Source organism: Methylocaldum szegediense (assembly GCF_949769195.1).
Lineage (GTDB): Bacteria > Pseudomonadota > Gammaproteobacteria > Methylococcales > Methylococcaceae > Methylocaldum > Methylocaldum szegediense.
Map to the genome: position 1 here is coordinate 1,609,671 of NZ_OX458333.1, position 20,112 is coordinate 1,629,782.

Below are 20,112 nucleotides of genomic sequence, written 5' to 3' on the forward strand. Positions count from 1 at the left end.
CCATCTAGGCTCCAAATCGGTATCCCGGATGCGAGCACTTCGCATCCGGGTCTTTATTTTGAATACCGATTCAGTAGCCCGTTCAAATCGGCGCCTCGAGTCGTACCACTAACAGTCACCCCAAAGTGCGAGCTGCCTTTGTTTTTTACGGGTCATTTCTCGCAAAAAGACAATCTGCCCCGTCTCCCCGCGACGACCAAACGAGTGTCAGAGCCCCCAAATATTTGACACTCGTCGTGTAACCGAGAGAATCCCCTCGTTTACTTGCCCTCACCCTGCTCCTCGTCAGCCATCGCGATCACCTTGCCCATACACGTTATGACATAATCGGTGATACTCATGGCCGCATGGCGAGCCTCTTTAACCGAGCCGAATAACTCCTGGTAATCGGTAATCGCTTTCTCCGCGTCGGCCGGGGACGCCGCGCTCGCGAAATGCGTAAATGCTTCAAAGTACTGCTCGCGACGCGGGTCGACTCCGAAACCCGGCAGGTTGTCGCTGATCTCACCGACGACGCAATCCGCCATGGTCGCCGGATCGAGCTTATAATCTTTTAAATCAGCATCATCTTTAAATTTAGCGACCAATGCCTCTTTAAGGCTAGTCTTTTCCTTGCTCGTACACCCCACAAGCAAGAAAACGGCCAAAAAAGCAATCAACAAATTTCTCATAAGCAAACCCAATGGATGGTCTCTCTAGATAAAATGCAAAACGCGTTATTATGAGCAGGAACCGCGCCCGTTGCCAGACCATTCGACCAGTCAACGAACGGCGGCTAACAGCACCTGTCTTCGGCACCCGATATCTTAAAGAAAGCTGTGAATAAATGGATTCCGTTCCTGCCTTTCGACAGGCTCCGGAACGTTTTCTGCAATCCCTGCCCTAAGCTGAGTCGAAAGATAATAGAGCTTTCCTAAACTGCGCCGACGTCCTATCGTCTGACTAGTGCCTACGGAAACCGAGACGCTCCAAAGGATCGAAAGTGCCGTAATCCAAGGGATCGAGACTTATCTAGCCTCGCGAAAGGCGAAAGTACCCGAGTTCGTCGAGCGGCATTTCTCTTTCCGGGGAGCAGTGTCGCTGCACAAAAAAACCTTCGGCAAGGACTTCTACAAACATCCGCTGAATATGCTGTGGGGCTTGCCGAGCTTCATCATTCACAGCGCGGCGGCTCTGCTCCGAAAGACCGGGCTCCGTAGGGCAAGTGGAATTCTGGATAAGATGCCGACAGGTATGCCAACAGCCTTGCAAGCCGAATTGCAATGGTTGATCTATACCGAACTCCTGGAATTGCCGTTCGCTCAGGGTGAACGCGCATTCCAGCGCGACGCCCTCATGGAAGCCATTCTAAGCCGCCCCGAGATCTCCGCGTTGTGCGAACAATACCTCGAACAGATTCGAAACAAGTCAAACCTGCCCGAGTTTCGTCAGAAATTGGAAATCAGTCTGGCCGAGTATGGCAAGACTCGTATGGCCGTGACCGAATTGGCAGGTAGCGTGATCTCCCTCGCCACGAGCTATGCCGCTTTCCACAAAGCCATGCCGGGCACACTTTCGACCAGCATGGCTGCGGCAACCGCCATTGCCCAGCATATTGCGATCGCCAACTTTTGGTTGGGACCCACGGTTGGATCCTGGTATTACAGTCTTTTTCCAGCCTCCGCCTCGACCGGACTCGTCATTGCAACTACCGGCACGATGATGGCCGCAGTCAGCGCCGTAGCAGCTCTTGCCTGGGTTGTGGTCGACCCCCTGCTTGCCTGGACCGGTATACATGAGAAACGCCTCAATCGCCTTATCGATGCCATAGGGAACGAGCTTCGCGGTACGGAGCACGCCGACTATCGAGTTCGTGATCATTACGTCGCCCGCATTTTCGATCTACTCGACATTTTGCGAGTCGCTGCCAAGACGCTAAGCTAATCCGCCTTTTGAGTCCCCGCTCTGTCCGTCAATAACAATAACGTCATGAACCGCCCGACTTCTTGCGACGCTCCACTGTCCTATCTTGCGCGAAACCCCGTTCCCGCCTTCCCCGGATGGTGGGCCGCGCTAGGTCCGGGGATTGTGTGGATGGCCCTGGCGCAAGGTAGCGGTGAGCTTATCTGGTGGCCCTATTTAATCGCCAAATATGGGCTCACGTTTCTCTTTCTGTTGATTCCGGCTTGCCTGCTTCAGTATCCCATTAACATCGAGATCGGCCGCTACACCCTGTTGACCGGCGAGAGTATTTTTCACGGCTTTATCCGTCTCAGCCGGACATTTGGAATTCTTCTCTGGATACTGATGTCGGTATCGTTTTTCTGGTTCGGCGCCTTTGCCTCCGCAGGCGGAACAGCAATGGCTGCGCTGACCCACTTCCCCGATGGCTGGGACACGCGCAGCCAGTCGCTCTTTTGGGGCTATTGCTCGATCGCCGTGTTCTTCACGGCAATCGTGCTCAGCAAAGTCGTCTACGCGCTGGTCGAACGCTTCATGAAAGGGGTCGCGGTCATTACCGTAGCCGGTCTGCTTTGGGCTTGTCTCCAGCCCGACGTCATCGCCGCGATGCCGAGTTTTTTCCGGGGTCTAATGGGGCCCGTCGGCGCGCCGCCTCGTCCGTGGGAAGCTCAGGATGCCACCAAACTCCTCACCGCCATCGCATTCGCCGGATTAGGGGGATTTTGGATTTTGTTGTACTCGTACTGGCTGCGCGACAAGGGCGTCGGAATGGCAGCCCATATGGGCAAGATCACGGGGCCTATCGCCGGTAAACCCGAGGTCATTACCAGCGACGGCTTTCTGCCGAATTCCTCACCCGCGGACGAAGATCACTGGAAAAAATGGCAGCTATTCTTGCGCACCGACGTCTCGATCGGAATCCTCGGGAATCTGTCGACGACGCTCATGACCTGCCTGCTCGCATATGCCCTTCTCTTTCCCAAAGGATTGCTACCGCAGGATTACGAACTCGCCGTCGTCCAGAGCCGGTTTTTCGAGGTGGGATGGGGTACGATCGGGCGACTGCTGTTTTTGCTGGTGGCCGCGGCGTTCTTGGCCGATACTTGGCTCGCGACCGCCGATGCCGTCAGCCGCATGCAGGCCGACATCGTTCACATACTCTTTCCGAAGAGCCGAAGGATTGCGCTTCGGACCTGGTATTACATTTTCCTGGGGCTGCTGACCTTGATCACCTCGCTGACCATGGCGCTCGACGCACCCGGCACGCTAATCCTGCTCAGTGCCGTCATCGGTTTCGCAGGAACCGTGATGTTCCCGATCGCCTTGTATCTGCTCAATTATCAGCTTCTTGCGCCGCAACTGCCGAAATGGGCCAGACCGCCCCGTAACGGCCCATGGGTTTTAGGATTGAGCTTTCTCGTCTATCTCGGGCTGGCCTTGACTTACGGCTGGTCGATGCTGGCCGGCTGAAACGCGACTTGCCATGAATTCGAGTACCTTGGTAGCCAAGCTTCGAAGCGATGAACGGCCTCTGTTGGACCATATCCAGGAACTGCAGAACCGCTTCGCCGAACTCGAACCGACCGTTTTGGCATTCGTAGCCGAGGAGGATCGCTGGACACGAATCCAGCGCGAAGCAGAAAACTTGCTACGCCGTTATCCGAAACCCGCGGGTCGACCGCCGTTGTTCGGCGTACCGGTGGGCATCAAAGACATTTTTCGCGTCGAAGGGTTCGAAACGCGGGCGGGCAGCCGTCTGCCGCCCGAGGAAATTCGCGGGGCGGAAGCCAGCTCGGTAAAGCGCCTCAAAGAGGCGGGTGCCCTCATCATCGGCAAGACCGTCACGGCGGAATTCGCCTATCTCGCTCCCGGTCCGACACGCAACCCTCACGATCCCGAGCACACCCCCGGCGGGTCGAGCAGCGGCTCGGCGGCAGCCGTGGCAGCCCGCCTTTGTCTGCTTGCGCTCGGCACCCAGACCGTCGGATCGATCAATCGGCCCGCCGCTTTCTGCGGCATCTGCGGATTCAAGCCCAGTTATGGGCGATTGCCGGCGGATGGCGTCATTCCGCTCGCTCCCGGCGCCGATCATATCGGCTGGTTCGCGCCCGATGTCGATGGCATCGAGCTCGCCGCAAAGGTGCTGATTCCAGATTGGCGATCGTCTCTGACCGAAACACGACCGAAACTGGGCGTCCCCGCCGGGCCTTATCTCGACCGGGTGACACCGGATGCCCGGGACCACTTTCAGCAAACCTGCGCCCTCCTTCAAGCGGCCGGCTACATCCTCATCGATGTACCGGCGTTTCCCGATTTCGAAGAACTCTATCGCTGGCATCACTGCCTGGTCGCTGCCGAAGCCGCTCAGGTACACGCTAATTGGTATCGACATTACAAACCGCTTTACCGTCCGGAAACCGTGGAACTCATTGAACGCGGTCTCAAAGTTTCGGCCACCGATCTCGCGACCGCCCGAGCGGTTCGACAACGCCAACGTGAGCGCCTTACCGCGCTGATGCGCCAATACCAGGTCCATGCTTGGGTCTCGCCTTCCGCAACCGGTCCTGCTCCGCATGGCTTAAGCAGCACTGGCGATTCAGTCATGCAACTCCCTTGGACTCAGGCCGGCGTTCCGCTCCTTACGGTTCCCACCGGCTTTATTGGCGGGTTGCCCGTCGGAATCCAAATCGCTGGCTCATGGGGGGCGGACGAAACACTCGTCCGCTGGGGGCGCGGGATCGAGTCCTCGCTTGCCTGCCCGTCTACTTCCCACCTTGAAGGCGGCTTCCCCCCTGTGGCATGATTACTAGCTGTTTTTGGGCGGTTTTCGGCGGTCTACATCCGGTTTCTGCGCGTTTTCGTACCGTTCCAAGATAACCACGTTCCAAAGGGTGAAGTTAATGCCAGGTCGCACTCATCTCTACGTTCCCGGTCCCACGAACATACCCGACTCCATATTGAGCGCTATGCACGTGCCGATGGAAGACCACCGGCGCCCGGATTTTCCTGAATTGATCCAGCCGCTGTTGGAAGATCTGAAGAAAATCTTTCAGACCAAATCCGGCCAGTGCTTCATTTTTCCGGCCACCGGCACGGCCGGCTGGGAAATCGCCCTGACCAACACTCTGTCGCCCGGCGATAAGGTTCTCGCCTATCGCTTCGGTCAGTTCAGCCACCTGTGGATCGACATGGCGCGCCGCCTCGGCTTCGACGTGGAATACGAGGAAGTTCCGTGGGGTGAGGGCGTCCCCTTGGATCGTCTGGAGGCGCGGCTCAAAGCCGATACGAAGCACGAGATCAAGGCTCTCCTGATTTGCCACAACGAAACTGCCACCGGCGTCACCAGCGATTTGGCGGGCGTACGTAAAGCCTTGGATGCGGCCAATCATCCCGCGATGTTTTTCGTGGATGGGGTCAGTTCGATCGCCAGCATCGATTTCCGCATGGACGAATGGGGCATCGACATCGGCCTGGCCGGATCACAAAAAGGCTTCATGCTGCCCGCGGGGCTCGCATTGCTGTGCTTCAGCCAGAAAGCCTTGGAGGCGCGCCATACGGCCAAGAGCCGTCGCTGTTTCCTGGACATTCAGGATCATATAACCAACAACGCTAGCGGCTATTTTCCTTATACGCCGTCGATTCCCCTGCTCTACGGGCTGCGAAAAGCCATCGATTTGCTGCTCGAGGAAGGTCTCCAGAACGTCTTTGCCCGTCATCAACGGCTCGCCGAGGGCGTACGCCGCGCGGTCAAAGCCTGGGGACTGGAGTTGTGCGCCCGCGATCCGAAATGGTACTCGAACACCGTGTCGGCCATTGTCGTTCCGCAAGGCTATGACGCCCGTGACGTCATGCATTATGCATATCACCGCTACAATCTCTCTCTCGGCGCCGGCCTGAGCGAAGTCGCGGGCAAAGTATTCCGCATCGGACACTTGGGCGACCTCAACGAGCTCATGCTGTGCAGCGCGATTGCCGGCGCCGAGATGGCAATGCGCGACGTCGGCATTCAGGTAACGCCGGGCAGCGGGGTTGCGGCGGCTTGCGAGTACTGGCGCGAGACAGCCCCCGCCGTCAAGCCGCGCTGACCGGCGTTCGCCCAAACGCCCTCGCCTCGAAGAAACCGCGAGAGTGTCGCACAGACCGGAGCGGCCCTGCTTATGCCTCTCTCCGGTGGAAAAGCACGAAATCCGAGTTAAGGTGGGCACAGCCCACCTTACCTAGTTTGGAGCCTGCAACATGAGCAAACCGAAAGCCTTAGTGACACGGCGCTGGCCCGAGGCCTGCGAAGCCAAGCTTAAGGAGCTGTTCGACGTTACCTTCAACGAGGATAACCATCCAATGACCGCAGAGGAATTGAAAGACGCTCTGCGGAATTACGATGTCGTCATGCCCACGGTGACCGATCCCATCACCGCCGATGTGTTGAGTGCCGAACCGTTGCGTTGCAAGATCCTCGGCAACTTCGGCGTGGGCTTCAACCATATCGATATCGAAGCGGCCAAGGCGCGCGGCATCACGGTCACCAATACGCCGGACGTGCTCACCGACTGCACCGCCGACATCGCCATGTTGCTCATGCTGATGGTCGCCCGGCGTGGCGGCGAAGGCGAGCGCCACGTTCGCAGCGGCGAGTGGACCGGTTGGCACCCCACCCACATGATGGGCACCAAGGTTACCGGCAAAACTCTAGGTCTCATCGGTTTCGGCCGCATTGCTAGGGCCATGGCCAAAAAGGCGCACTTCGGCTTCGACATGCCGATCATCTTCTTCGACCCCTATCCACCACCACGGGAAGTCATCGAGTCGCTAGAAGCCGAACAATGCAGCAGCATCGAGGACGTGCTGCGCCGCGCAGATTTTGTCGCCCTACACTGTCCCGGCAGCAAAGAAAATCACCACCTCATCAACGCCGAACGCCTTGCCCTGATGAAGCCAACGGCTTTTCTCATCAACACTGCTCGCGGAGACGTGGTCGACAATGTGGCCCTACTCGAGGCTTTGAGGAACAAAACCATCAAGGGCGCCGGCCTGGACGTGTACGAAGGCGAACCCAATCTAAACAAAGGCTTCCTCGAACTGGACAATGTCGCGCTTTTGCCACACCTCGGCAGTGCTACCCTAGAAACCCGCGAAGCCATGGGCATGCGGGTCATCGAAAACGTTACGGCTTTCTTTGCCGGACAGACACCGCGGGACAAGGTGGTCTGACACCGTGTCCGCTATCGTTACCCGCTCGATCTGGCCTGCCGAGATACTGCCGCCGGCCGAATTCGACCAGCTCTGGGAGCGCATTCGGCCGGCTTTCATGGAGCGCCTGCGCACCCATCGGATCGACGAGAACTCAGCGACGACGCTCGCTGCGGTCTATCTTCCGCTTGCCGCCTGGGTGCGCCGACAGAAATCGGCCGACACGTTGGTGCTGGGCATCAACGGAGCGCAAGGGTCTGGAAAATCCACACTATGCGACTTTCTCCAACTGGTCCTTGGTACAGGATTTGGTTTCCACGTCGCCGGATTTTCCATCGACGACATTTATAAGACGCGGGCCGAACGGGAACGCTTGGCCCGCGAGGTTCATCCGCTCTTGCTGACCCGTGGCGTGCCCGGTACCCACGACACCGAACTCGGGCTCAACACCCTTCGTTCCTTGAAGACGGCCGACCCCGAAACACTGACGCCATTACCCGCTTTCGACAAGGCACGTGACGACCGCAAACCGTCTACAGAATGGCCCGTGGTACGTGGGCGCCCCGATATCATCATTTTCGAAGGCTGGTGCGTCGGCGCGCTACCACAGTCGGACGATGCACTCGCCCTGCCGATCAACGAATTGGAAAAAAACGAAGATCCCGATGGTAGCTGGCGCCGCTATGTCAACGATCAGCTGAAAGGTGATTACGCCACTCTGTTCGGGGAATTAAATCGGCTGATCATGCTCAAAGCCCCCGGAATGGACAGCGTCTTCGAATGGCGCAGTCTGCAGGAGCGGAAACTGGCGGAAAAAACCGCTTCCAATGAACCGCACCGTTTGATGGATGCCGCCGCCTTGCGGCGCTTCATCATGCACTACGAGCGCCTGACCCGACATACGCTCGCCGAAATGCCGAGTCGCGCAGACCTCACGCTTTACCTCGACGAACACCATCAGTTCACTCACGCACACATAAAATAAAACGACATAAAACCATGAGCATCCGATCCTTCCACCCGCCCGTCCGCACCTTGATGGGCCCCGGCCCTTCCGATGTCCATCCGAGAATTCTGGAGGCCATGGCGCGACCTACGATCGGCCATCTGGACCCCCGCTTCATCGACATGATGGATGAAATGAAGGCCTTGCTGCACTACGCCTTCCAGACCCAAAACGAACTGACCTTACCGGTTTCCGCCCCGGGTTCCGCCGGAATGGAAACCTGTTTCGCCAATCTCGTGGAACCGGGCGATACGGTGATCGTCTGTCAAAACGGCGTTTTCGGCGGACGTATGAAGGAGAACGTGGAACGTTGCGGCGGCAAAGTCGTCCTGGTGGAGGACGAATGGGGCATGCCCGTCGATCCGAACAAAGTCGCCGAAGCGCTCAAAGCCCATCCCGAAACCAAGATCGTCGCCTTCGTCCACGCCGAAACCTCCACCGGCGCCTGCTCGGATGTCGAAACGCTCGCCCGTCTTGCCCATGAGCACGGCTGCCTGGTGATCGTGGATGCCGTGACCTCGCTCGGCGGGTCTCCGCTGAAAGTCGACGAGTGGAACGTTGACGCCATCTACTCCGGCTCGCAGAAATGCCTTTCCTGCACGCCCGGTCTCTCGCCGGTCAGCTTTAACCAGCGCGCGGTCGAGACCATCCAGAAGCGAACGAGCAAGGTGCAAAGCTGGTTCCTCGATCTCAGCCTGGTGATGAATTATTGGGGCGGCGGCACGAAACGCGCGTATCACCACACCGCGCCGATCAATGCACTCTACGGCTTACATGAGGCTTTGGTGCTTCTGCAGGAGGAAGGGCTGGAAAATGCCTGGCGACGGCACCAAAACATGCATGCTGCGCTGAAGGCCGGCCTCGAGGCAATGGGACTTCACTTTATCGTGCCGGCAGCGGCTCGATTGCCCCAGCTCAACGCGATCGCGATTCCAGAAGGCGCGGACGACATCCAAGTCCGCTCAACCCTGCTGAAACGCTACGGCCTCGAGATTGGAGCGGGGCTGGGCGCTCTGGCGGGCAGAATCTGGCGCATCGGACTCATGGGATATAGCGCGTCCCCGAAGAACGTACTGCTTTGCTTGAGCGCGCTCGAGGCCGTGCTGACCGAAAGCAAAGCCTCTATCAATCCCGGTGTGGCCGTGGACGCCGCGCAAACGGTTTTGGCGGAACGCGGTTATTGATTTTCTCCATCCGGAGAACCGGCAGAACCCTAGCATGTCCATCTCGCAAAAACTCTTCGCGCTCGCCCAGCACGCGCTGCCCCAGCACCCGCTGTCCAGGCTGATGGGCGTGATCACCCGGTGTCGGTGCAGCGCGTTCAAGAATGCGTTGATTCGTTCATTCATCAAGGTGTACGGCGTCGACATGAGCCAGGCTCTCGAACCCAAGCCGACCGCCTATGGGTGCTTCAACGAGTTTTTCACCCGTGCCCTGAAGCCGGAAACCCGTCCGATCCCATCCGACCCCGATATCGTGGTCTGTCCCGCGGACGGCACCATCAGCCAAATCGGAACGATCAGCAAAGGGCGTGTCATCCAAGCGAAGGGAAAAGATTTCAGTGTGGTCGAGCTCTTCGGTGGGCGCGCGGAAAATGCCGAACCTTTCGTCGACGGCCGGTTTGCGACGATCTATCTTTCGCCGCGGGACTATCACCGACTCCACATGCCTCTGGACGGAACACTCAGGGAGATGATCCATGTTCCCGGCAAGCTATTCAGCGTCAACGGAGCGACTACCGCCAACGTACCGAATCTGTTCGCCCGCAATGAACGCGTCATTGCGCTGTTCGACACCGCGGCCGGCCCCATGGCATTGGTGCTCGTCGGAGCGATCTTCGTCGCTAGTATCGAAACAGTTTGGCACGGTGTCGTTACCCCGCCCACCGGCACGGCCGTACGAACCTGGCATTATCCGGACAATCCCCCGGTTCTTTCCCGCGGCCAGGAAATGGGACGCTTCAACATGGGCTCTACCGTGATCGTCCTGTTCGGGAATGACGTCGTCGAGTGGAACGAATCCTTGACGGCCGACACCATCGTCCGCATGGGACAATCCCTGGGTAGGCTTGTCCGTCAAGCGGAGCTGAAATCCGGCCAACTTCAGCGGAGAAGTTGAAAACCGGCGGTAAGCCGATCGGTTCATCGAAAAGCGGCGATTACGACCCTTCTCGGAACTTGGGACGCTGCGCCAGACACCTGTCGACCTCGAGTCGCTGTCGCGCCTTGTCCCATCCGAGAATGGAAGCGACATCGGCGGCGATGGCATTTATTTCCTCGACGGGAAAACGGTGCAGAACGAGCAACGGCAAGCGACGCCGCAGCAAATCGTCCAAATGGACGATCATTTCATTTGCGGCGCAATGATAGAGATCGGCGACAAGGAACGGCAAATCCGACAGAATGCGAGAGCCGCGCGTTTTGTCCCGTTCGATTCCTCTGAAAATCTCTTCGATCCGCCTGCCATGGCGGAACCTCAGCCAGCGGATCTCCTCCTCGCCGAGCCCTAAGTTTCGGCCTCGCTCTACGGTACCCGTAACCCATTCCGAATACGTCCGGTCCGGAGCCCAGGGGAAAGCCAAATCCGTCGTCGTGCAGGCGCGGCGGACACCCAGCTTTCGGCAAACCTTGTCGACGATCACCGCCGCGTCGTAACGCGCAGATGTGAACTTGCCACCTATCGAGACCAACATACCATTCTTCAGCTCGTGCAGGGTCCATTCGCGGCTCAGTGCCGAAGGCGAAAGTCGTTTGCTACCCCGCAACACGCGAAGGCCTGCGAATCCGCCCAGAATATCCTGTTCGCTCCATTGCACGCCTCCAAGCACCTCGTTCGCCGATCGCAGCAAATAAACGACATCTTCAGGCTCCACCGCGACATACGCAGGGTTTCCAACATAATCCGTGTCGGTCGTACCCAGCAGCGTGAGGCCATACCACGGCACGAGAAAAATCACCCGCCCATCCGTTTTCGAAAAAAACAGCATGGCATCCTTTCCGGGTAACCCGGGCAAGATGAGATGAACACCTTTGCACAACCGGAATGTCGTGGACGAGAAATCCGGTATGTCCTTCGCCCATGCGCCTGTGGCGTTGACCACGCAGCGGGCCCGGACTGGCGCCTGTTCTCCCGTTACTTGATCCTTGACGATGACATCCATCACTCGTCCGCGCCGCTGTTCATATGCAATGGCCCCGCAATAGTTGATTACGACCGCGCCTGCAGCTGCGGCGCCATCCACCAACTCCAGCACGAACCGGGCATCGTCGGTCTGTGCGTCCGTGTAAACCCATCCGCTGTCCAAATCCGTTGCGCGCAGCCACGGAAAACGCAGAGCGAAGGCCGACGCATCCAGGTGCTCATGACGCATTCCGGTCCCGGCGCTACTGCCCAACCGGTCGTAGATCCAGAGCCCCAAACGGAGCTGCCACGACCTGAAGCGGTCTCCCCGATAAACCGGGATGCCGAAACGGAGCGCTTTGACCCGATGCGGACAAAGACGCATCAGACGCTGCCTTTCGCTCAGCGTTTTTCGCACCAGGCCAAAATGCCCCTGCGCGAGGTAACGCAACCCGCCGTGGATCAGCTTGGTGGAGGCCGACGAAGTGGCTCCCGCCCAGTCCCCCTTGTCGATCAAAGCCGTCGCCAATCCACGCAAGGCCGCGTCGTAAGCGGTCCACGCGCCATAAATGCCACCACCGACGACCAATAAATCGAAGGTCTTGTTCTTGAGATCAGAAAACCGCCGCTGCATGATCATGATCGCGTTGCTCCCGGATTGACGAGGCCGGTAAAGGAAGGTCTGACATCAACGGATTCCATCCATGTCCTCTTCGACAAGCTCACCCTAGACCGAACCGGCCACCTTGATCTCTTCGACCACGCTGTGGACAGCCCTGACCAAAGACTCAACCAGAGCGTCCAAAACTCCCTTCCGGTATTTTTCTAGTCGCAGTCAGCCCCTGGCTCACGCGGCTTGCCACCGCGTTCGATCAACCCGGCCTATATTTTTAGGCGCAGGCTAGGATCGCCTTTCGATGGATTGCACATCACCATTGGGTGCTACCACTGGTGGAGATTACCGCCGCGCCTGACTGTGTACAAACAACCCGATTCCTTTCCGTAAGACGTACGGTTGCCGTTTAGCGCTACCTGTAATCGCTCTCCATGACGACATCACTTATGACTCGGCTGCGTATCGCGGTCTTTATCGTCGCTGCTTCAGTGGCGTTGTCCCCCCATCCAGCCAGAAGCAACGACGTTTTTCGCTGGAAAGACGACCAAGGTCGGATTCACTATTCGGATCACGGCCCTGAAGGCGCCGAGCCGACAAAATTAAAAGTAGCTACGGCGCCGGCGGTCCACACTGTAAAAGCGGTGTTCGACGGGGACACCATCCTGCTAGACAACGGCGAGAGGGTCCGGCTGCTCGGAATCAATACACCCGAGGCGGACGGTCCAAACAAGAAAGGCGAGCCCGGGGGCAACGAAGCCAAACATTGGCTTCGGCGACGCCTAATGGGGCGGGTAGTGCGCCTGGAACAGGATAAAGAACCACGGGATCACTACCAGCGCCTATTGGCCCATGTATTCGCAGACAACGGAGAACATATCAACCTCACCTTGGTCGAGTCGGGCCTGGCTTTTCTGAACCTTCATCCGCCTAATCTCAAGCATGCCCAGGTTTTGATTCAGGCACAGAACAGGGCGGAGCAGGCAAAGCGCGGTATTTGGGGAATGCCGGATTACCAACCACGACCGGTGGAAACGCTCAATGTCCGGCCGGTACTGCGCGGCTGGCAACGCCTCATGGGCTCACCGTTCGCCATCGTCGAGAAAAACCGTTATTTGAGTTTGCGGTTTTCCGATCGGTTCGAAGTTCGAGTCGCTAAAGAAAACCTTAAGCTGTTTCCTTCCTTGGAGACTTATCTGCACAGGCGCGTAGAAGCACGGGGGTGGCTATCCCAGCGGCGAGGCAGATACTCGATTTTTGTCAGGCACCCGAGCGCCCTCATCGTCCAAAAATGACCCGGAAGGTTTGAGCTGACCGCAGTTTCGCCACGGATAACACTGCCGCGCGGGTGATCAATACCGGTAGCGTTTTTCCTCCTCGTAATATTGAGGAAATCCGACGGCCGATTTCAGCTCCTCGAATTCCAGGATGTTCCCCGGCATCCGACCCTGCTTAAGACTGCTCAAAGCCTCGCGCATCGCGCGAATGCTCGCGTTCAGCAAAGTCAGCGGATAAACCGCTATCTTATAGCCAATCGCTTCCAGCTGGTCCGGCGGCAACACCGGCGTCTTGCCATACTCGATCATATTAGCCATTTTGGGTCCCTCGACCTCAGCGCAATAGTGCCGCATCTCTTCGACGCTTTCCGGCGCTTCCAAAAACGTGATATCGGCCCCTAATTCGCGGAATAATCGGCAGCGCGCGATGGCTTCCTCGAGCCCCAGGACCGCACGAGCGTCGGTGCGTGCCATGATGAGTATGTCGGCGCCGGCATCGCGCGCGTCGACTGCCGCACGGATTCGCATTGCGGCTTCTTCCCGGCTCACCACTGCTTTTCCCTGGGTGTGACCGCAACGCTTGGGAGCGAGTTGATCTTCGATCATGATGCAGGCGAATCCCGCACGAGCGTAACCCCACACGGTACGTTTCACGTTAAGTGCATTGCCGAAGCCAGTATCGCCATCGCCGAACATCGGAATAGAAACGGCACCACAAATATTCCGGCCCTGCTCGACCAATTCCCCGTAGGAAATCAAACCGGTATCGGGCAGGGCCAAGCGAGCCCCGGACACCGCGAAACCGCTCATAAACCCCATCTCGAAACCCGCTTCCTCAATCAGCCTGGCCGACATGGCGTCGTGGCACCCCGGCATGATACGAATGCCGGGTGCCGCAAGGAGCTCTTTCAGACGAGTGGTTACCGAGGCCATGTTTTGTTCTCCTCGAAATCAGTTGGTGAATGGAAAACCGAAAGGAGCGGAAACGGCAGCTACGAGGACACCTTCTCGGTAACCCGCTCGAGCTGCGTGGCTTCGTTCGGTCTCGGGAAATCGACGCCGAGACTGATCACGAAACTCGAGGCCTCCTCGATGCTCATCTCGGACGCCCGGACTCTCGACTCGTGAACGATGACCGTAAAACCCGAAGTTGGGTTCGGCGACGTAGGAACGTACAAGACCAAGTGTTGGTCGACGCGGTTGGTAATATAGGCCGGCACCCAAACGCCGTCCTTAGGATATTCGATGTAAACCACATCGCGCAGCTTCTCCTTTTCGTCGCCACGGAACAGATTCAGTATTTTCTTGGTAACTCGGTATATCGTGCCAAGCACAGGGATGCGGTTGAGCAATCTCTCCAGGTAGTACCAGACATGAGCCTTGTCCTGTTTGAGCAGATAGCCGAAATATGTCAGGAACAGAATAGCGATCGTAAATAACATTATGGGAATAAAGAAGTTTTCATAACGTCCGAAAATACTTAGAAAAAAATCCCGAAGCAGCCCTTCGACGGCAATTACGATCTGAAGGATGATGACAATGGGCAAAAAGCCCAAAACACCGATAAGAAAATAATCAAAGAATTTCTGGAACTTCTTCTTCATATTATTACCAATAACTCTAATGGCTTATCTGAATTCCGAAACAAACCGACCAGAGGAGTGAAATCCCCGCAGAGCTTCCTCGGATCCTACGTAAGTTCTTCGGAATAGAGTACATAAAGAATAATATCAGCCTGGCACGCAACGACAGCGGAACCTTTTTCTACGGCCGAATCAGCCTACTGCCGGGCACCTCAATAAATGTTGAGGCCCGCGATCATTGTTCAACGGAGCCCGCGGGTACCAGAACGGCTTCGGCGTCAACTAAGCTCGACCTTATCCCCTGACACCCGGTTTCCCGGGATTCTTGGAAAACGAAAGCATCAGATGTCAACCGTGTACACGTGACCGCTCTTGCCCGAACCCATTGCTCTGTTCTCATCGCGCTCGACGGGCAGGTTTTGATCGCCGCTCGGACCAGATGCTCTCTCGCTATGGCCGGGCATTCGTTGGATTCCATCTTCGAGGTTCCTTATCCGGGGATCCTTGGCTTGCTCCCAACGCCCCCATCATGACCGACCATCAGCATTGACCTAGTGTCCCCCCGATCCGACGGGATTTTCAACATTCAGGGCAATGTATACGAAGAAATCGTTCGCCTTTTATTACCATGCACACGAAGATGCTTCTTCAGTGTTGCAACAGGCCTCAGGAAACAGCGCACCCACATCCGGTGAATTTTTCCCCTTATCTTGACTGTCGAGTGCGCCGCATTGGGATCAGGATTGAACCCCGGTTATTCCAAGCCCATGGATCCCAATCTCTTCAGAATGGCGTACAACGGGCGAATGTCCGTTCGTCCGCTCTGATAAATTGGTCCCAAATACGGTAAACCCAAAGCCAGTTGTTGTTTACGAATATCGGACTCCCTTCTGTGCCGGCCGCCAACGACAGCAGGCCCAATGAAGGCGAAAATTCGCACTAAAAGTGTGTAATTTCTGTCTAGCTTATGTTAGTATTCGCTAATATATGAAGTCTGAAGCCGTGATGAGGCTCACGCTTGCTGATTGTCGCGTCTCGTATGATTATTTACCCAGAAGGAGTTATGCTCTGTTCGAAGCCCGGAGCCTTCTCCAGGAGATATTCGGTTCGTCCAAGTGAGGTTTCTCTCCATGCAGATTCGTCTTCATAAGAACGCCCGTACCACCCCGGCCGTTCGGCAGGCCATTCAAGCGTCCACGTTGAGCGAGCGCGCCTTGGCCCAAAAGCATGGCATTAGCCGAACGACCGTCCGCAAGTGGAAACACCGCTCCTCGGTCGAAGATGCCTCACACCGGCCCCACACCCTCAGAACCACGCTCACGCCCGCCCAGGAAGCCATCGTGGTCTACCTCCGCCAAGCTCTGCTCCTCCCCTTGGATGATCTCCTGGCCGTGACCCGGGAATTTCTCAATCCCGCCGTGTCCCGTTCCGGGCTAGACCGCTGCCTGCGCCGCCACGGGGTGGCGTCCCTCAAGACCCTGCTTCCGCCTACAGAGAAGGCGAAGGTCAAACCCTTCAAGGCCTATGAGCCCGGCTTCCTTCACCTGGATGTTAAGTACTTGCCCGCCATCGACGGCGAACCCCGCCGATACCTGTTCGTCGCCATCGACCGCGCCACCCGCTGGGTCTATGTCGCCCTCAAGCCCAACCGCACCGCCTTAAGCGCAAAGGACTTCCTCAAAGCGGTGATTCAGGCCGCGCCTTTCCGCATCCAGAAATGCCTGACCGACAACGGCTCGGAGTTTACCGACCGTTTCCTGACCCGAACTCGGCAGCCCTCGGGGACGCATGAGTTTGACCGCCTCTGTACTGAACAAGGCATCGAACATCGCCTGATTCCGCCGGGCCGGCCCCAAACGAATGGCCTGGTGGAACGCTTCAATGGCCGCATCGAGGAGGTGTTGCAAACCCATCACTTCGATTCAACCGCCGATCTGGACACCACCCTGCACCGCTATGTCGAGCTGTACAATCATCACATTCCCCAAAAGGCCTTACGCCATCTCACCCCGATCCAGGCTCTCAAAAACTGGCAACTGTCCCATCCTCATCTTTTTCGAAAGAAGGTTTACGATCTTGCGGGACTTGACAGCTGATGACCTTCAGGCCGTCCATAACGTATTCGATGTTGCACATGCGCCTGGAAGTAACGTCGAGAACTGACGTTTTCGGGACCGATTCGACGACCAATGTGGTCAATTTCTACCTATCAGCCCTGGAAGACACAGAATGGTCAGCGTCAAGGTGTGTTGGTGACACCCCGGAATTCCAATCAGTCGACCTGCGGAAAACGACAAATATGGCTCAGGTGATCATGTACAGCTCTACTTTCTGCCCCTACTGCGTCATGGCGGAGCGTTTGCTTTTAAAGAAGGGCGTCCAACGCATTCATAAGATAATGGTCGACCTGGAACCGGACCGCCGCGAGGAAATGATGGAAAAGACCCGGCGGCGAACGGTGCCTCAGATTTTCATCGGCGAGGTTTACGTGGGCGGTTACGACGAGCTCGCGGCACTAGACCGTCTCGGACAACTCGATCGCTTACTGACGAGCGATCAAGAGCAGGACCATGAATTGCAATGATGTCTCATGGGCTCGTTCGGCTTCCGATCGACATTCGTCCAAGGCGAAGAGCTAGCGGACAACTGTTCGAATCGGACTTACTTTTGATCTTTATCAAAACTAAATTCTGGAATATCGGTCTTTAATAAGGATTTGCTCTGCTCCCGGTCCGTGGTAATCCGAAAAACCTACAGCGGCATCGCGTCACGCTTTGACCGAAACATTGTATGGGACACCCTGCTTATGTATATTTACCTATTCCTTTCGCTCATTCGGAGGCGCGAGGAAGGCGACAAACCACGGGCTTTTTTTCGGGCTCGCATCAACGACTTTATTACAAAAATCTGATAACCCACCAAGTGAGGGAAGAGATATGCGTAAACTAATTTGCTTTAAGAATCATTTGCTCGCCTTGAGTTTGGTCATTTCGGCCGTGATCCCCGTCTCCGGCTGGGCGCACGGAGGCGCATCGGGCGTCGATGTGGACGCGTGCCGTATTCCAGTCGGCCCACACTGGGTACACTTCACCGCTTATCAACCGCAACTGACCGGTACCACGGAGTACTGCAATAGCATCCCGGAAATCGGTTCGACCACCTTGGTGTTTGACTACGAAGGCAAGGCACTGCGGAACATGACAGTTGAATTCGAAGTGACCAAGGAACCGGAAGGAACGCGCATCTTCTACAAAGAACCGTCGACCTACCCGACCGGATCCGCCAACACGACCATCAACTTCACCGAACCCGGCAGTTACCTCGCACACGTAACACTGGTCAACGAAGGGCAAAAAGTGGACGCCCACGTACCTTTCACCGTCGGAACGTCGGCAGGCGGGCCGTCGACCAGCACCTATATCATCGTGGCAGTCATTCTGATCGCAGGCGGCTACATCTTCTATCTTTCGAATGCCTCGTTCAAAGGCGCCGTGGATCGCATGCTCAAAAAACAGTCTTAAGGAACTTTCATGTGGGATCGCGTAACTAAGCGCCAAGTCGACCGGGCGCTTTAGCCGATTCTCCGAAATTTTGTTCCCAACGGTACTCAAAATGCAGACACGTCCCCTCGTATTCTTGATTGGGTCCGCCTTATTGATGTTGATGGCGTCAATGAGTGCCGGAGCCGTCACTTCTCCACCACCCAGCGCCAAAGTCCCGATGGGCAAAGCCGAACCCTTCTGCGACAACGGGGTTCCCAAAGAATGGCGCGAGGCACAGACTATTGAAGGCGTTACCATTCAAGAATCGAGGGTCTGCAACCCCGACAACCCAGCCGATATCGCGGCCTTCGTCAAAGGGACCAACAACATATCCATGGAGACTCTCATGGATACGTCTAACTTGGCCGCAGACGCGATCACGAAAACCAACGACATGGACGGAGACGGGGATCCGGACCATATCATCATCAAACTCGAGATCATGGAATTGAACGGGCGCTCGCCCGATTTCGCTGGCGTCGTGCCGACCTTCGATATCGCGCCAGGCATACAGCCTAGCTTCTGGGTCTTCACGCCGAAAACACGCGACATGTCGACAAGGAGTTTCGCTAGCGTGGAAGCGAACCCCATGTTGCGTATGCCTTCCCCGACTATCCGTGTCGAGCAGGGAGACGTGGTTTGGCTGGTTCTCGAAAACACCCATTACTTCCCTCACTCGATACACCTTCATGGCGTCGATCACCCCTTCATGGACCACGGCGGCGAAGGCAACGACGGCGTTGGCCAAACCAGTCAAATGGATGTCATGCCGGGCCAACGTAAGATTTACGTGATTCGGCCGCGTCAGCCCGGAACCATGTATTATCACTGCCATGTCCAGCCTCATACACACATTCCTATGGGGCTCGCGGGCATGCTCATCGTCGAAGAGAACCGTCCGAATAACTGGGTCCAGACTTTCAACGTCGGTAACGGTCAGGTCCGTCACCCTTCCGTGGCGGTATTGGAAAAATACACTCAGGAATACGACTTACACTACCAGTCAGTTGACAAAGAGCTGCATAGACTTCCGCAGTTAGCCAACGATCCGCGCCTGATCGCGCGAGCGATGAACCGCGAATACGACATCACCGATGCGACTGATGATTATTTTCTCTTGAACGGACGCTCCTTCCCGTACACGCTTCGAGAATCCCTGATCACGGTCAATCCGAACGAGAAGATCAAGCTGCGCATTCTCAATGGTCATACCGAAACGCTTGCTCTTCATACGCACGGACACAAGGGCACGGAAACGCACTATGACGGGGTCGAGCAGAATCCCAACGCTCAGATTACCCGCGATGTCTACATGATGGCTCCAGCTCAAAGACTGGATTTGTCGATCGACACGACCGATGACGGCTTGCATAGCTTCGGGCCTGGGATCTGGATGTTCCACGATCATGTCGAAAAGGCCTTCACTACCGACGGCGTGGGCGAGGGTGGCAGCATCAGCTTGATCGTGTACAAGTCCTACCTGGATGAAAACGGCATGCCCAAGACCCATGGCATGGACCTCGCGCCGTACTTCACCAAGGAATACTGGGAGAGAAAAATACCGATATGGCAAGACTGGGCAGATGACTGGGGCAGCTTAGGCGAACCTGCAGCCGTCCAAACCGTGGCTGCTACCAATACAAGCGAGGTAACCAGTGTTAACACCAGGGCGGATACGGTTACAACCGATACCGAAACATCGTCCAGCCCGCTCGGTAGCCTTTTCAATGGATTGCTGTTCGGTATCGCTGGTTATGTCCTCTACCTTTACCGAGAGCGCGTACTGGCTGTCATCGGCCAACTCACGTCCCAGCTCAAAGGCAAGCATTGAGGCACTCGATCG

17 protein-coding genes are annotated in these 20,112 nt (G+C 56.8%); 13 read left to right on the forward strand and 4 right to left on the reverse strand.

The genetic code is table 11. The features are described 5' to 3' along the window. Positions 1-260: 260 nt before the first annotated feature. The gene (locus QEN43_RS06830) at positions 261-671 is read right to left on the reverse strand and encodes a hypothetical protein (RefSeq protein ID WP_051331604.1); all 411 of its coding nucleotides are present in this window, start codon (positions 669-671) and stop codon (positions 261-263) included. A gap of 274 nt (positions 672-945) precedes the next feature. Here QEN43_RS06830 and QEN43_RS06835 point away from each other — a divergent pair, with 274 nt between their 5' ends. From QEN43_RS06835 to asd, 8 genes are all read left to right on the forward strand, one after another. Further along, positions 946-1,923 carry a DUF6635 family protein gene (locus QEN43_RS06835; protein WP_026610208.1) on the forward strand — a complete coding sequence of 326 codons (978 nt, stop codon included), beginning with the start codon at positions 946-948 and terminating at the stop codon, positions 1,921-1,923. Positions 1,924-1,968: 45 nt separating this feature from the next. Continuing rightward, positions 1,969-3,411: an Nramp family divalent metal transporter gene (locus tag QEN43_RS06840; RefSeq protein ID WP_202901100.1), complete on the forward strand. Its 1,443-nt coding sequence runs from the start codon at positions 1,969-1,971 to the stop codon at positions 3,409-3,411. Positions 3,412-3,424: 13 nt separating this feature from the next. Further along, positions 3,425-4,744 (forward strand): amidase, encoded by a 1,320-nt coding sequence (locus tag QEN43_RS06845; RefSeq protein ID WP_026610207.1) that lies wholly within the window; start codon positions 3,425-3,427, stop codon positions 4,742-4,744. Positions 4,745-4,841: 97 nt separating this feature from the next. After that, the gene (locus tag QEN43_RS06850; protein ID WP_026610206.1) at positions 4,842-6,026 is read left to right on the forward strand and encodes an alanine--glyoxylate aminotransferase family protein; all 1,185 of its coding nucleotides are present in this window, start codon (positions 4,842-4,844) and stop codon (positions 6,024-6,026) included. A 151-nt stretch (positions 6,027-6,177) separates the two neighbouring features. Then, the gene (locus QEN43_RS06855; protein ID WP_026610205.1) at positions 6,178-7,149 is read left to right on the forward strand and encodes a 2-hydroxyacid dehydrogenase; all 972 of its coding nucleotides are present in this window, start codon (positions 6,178-6,180) and stop codon (positions 7,147-7,149) included. 4 nt (positions 7,150-7,153) lie between these two features. Continuing rightward, a complete protein-coding gene (locus QEN43_RS06860; protein WP_317963868.1) occupies positions 7,154-8,113 on the forward strand; it encodes a hypothetical protein in 960 nt (319 codons plus the stop codon). Between the two features lie 14 nt (positions 8,114-8,127). Continuing rightward, the gene (locus tag QEN43_RS06865) at positions 8,128-9,318 is read left to right on the forward strand and encodes a pyridoxal-phosphate-dependent aminotransferase family protein (RefSeq protein WP_026610204.1); all 1,191 of its coding nucleotides are present in this window, start codon (positions 8,128-8,130) and stop codon (positions 9,316-9,318) included. 34 nt (positions 9,319-9,352) lie between these two features. Then, a complete protein-coding gene (gene asd, locus QEN43_RS06870; RefSeq protein ID WP_036268220.1) occupies positions 9,353-10,252 on the forward strand; it encodes an archaetidylserine decarboxylase in 900 nt (299 codons plus the stop codon). A 40-nt stretch (positions 10,253-10,292) separates the two neighbouring features. Here asd and QEN43_RS06875 read toward each other — a convergent pair whose 3' ends face one another. Further along, the gene (locus QEN43_RS06875) at positions 10,293-11,894 is read right to left on the reverse strand and encodes a glycerol-3-phosphate dehydrogenase/oxidase (RefSeq protein ID WP_235726572.1); all 1,602 of its coding nucleotides are present in this window, start codon (positions 11,892-11,894) and stop codon (positions 10,293-10,295) included. A gap of 407 nt (positions 11,895-12,301) precedes the next feature. Here QEN43_RS06875 and QEN43_RS06880 point away from each other — a divergent pair, with 407 nt between their 5' ends. Continuing rightward, entirely contained in the window at positions 12,302-13,162 is an 861-nt protein-coding gene (locus QEN43_RS06880) for a thermonuclease family protein (protein WP_036268217.1), read from the forward strand. Between the two features lie 57 nt (positions 13,163-13,219). Here QEN43_RS06880 and QEN43_RS06885 read toward each other — a convergent pair whose 3' ends face one another. Together QEN43_RS06885 and QEN43_RS06890 are read right to left on the reverse strand one after the other, a co-directional pair. Continuing rightward, positions 13,220-14,077 (reverse strand): isocitrate lyase/PEP mutase family protein, encoded by an 858-nt coding sequence (locus tag QEN43_RS06885; protein ID WP_026610201.1) that lies wholly within the window; start codon positions 14,075-14,077, stop codon positions 13,220-13,222. A gap of 59 nt (positions 14,078-14,136) precedes the next feature. Beyond that, positions 14,137-14,748 carry a DUF502 domain-containing protein gene (locus QEN43_RS06890; protein ID WP_026610200.1) on the reverse strand — a complete coding sequence of 204 codons (612 nt, stop codon included), beginning with the start codon at positions 14,746-14,748 and terminating at the stop codon, positions 14,137-14,139. Between the two features lie 1,109 nt (positions 14,749-15,857). Here QEN43_RS06890 and QEN43_RS06895 point away from each other — a divergent pair. From QEN43_RS06895 to QEN43_RS06910, 4 genes are all read left to right on the forward strand, one after another. Continuing rightward, positions 15,858-16,823 (forward strand): IS481 family transposase, encoded by a 966-nt coding sequence (locus QEN43_RS06895; RefSeq protein ID WP_317963299.1) that lies wholly within the window; start codon positions 15,858-15,860, stop codon positions 16,821-16,823. A gap of 203 nt (positions 16,824-17,026) precedes the next feature. Continuing rightward, positions 17,027-17,311 (forward strand): glutaredoxin 3, encoded by a 285-nt coding sequence (grxC, locus tag QEN43_RS06900; RefSeq protein ID WP_026610198.1) that lies wholly within the window; start codon positions 17,027-17,029, stop codon positions 17,309-17,311. A 352-nt stretch (positions 17,312-17,663) separates the two neighbouring features. Continuing rightward, positions 17,664-18,248: a hypothetical protein gene (locus QEN43_RS06905; RefSeq protein WP_026610197.1), complete on the forward strand. Its 585-nt coding sequence runs from the start codon at positions 17,664-17,666 to the stop codon at positions 18,246-18,248. A 91-nt stretch (positions 18,249-18,339) separates the two neighbouring features. Further along, entirely contained in the window at positions 18,340-20,100 is a 1,761-nt protein-coding gene (locus QEN43_RS06910) for a multicopper oxidase domain-containing protein (RefSeq protein WP_026610196.1), read from the forward strand. Positions 20,101-20,112: the final 12 nt, after the last annotated feature.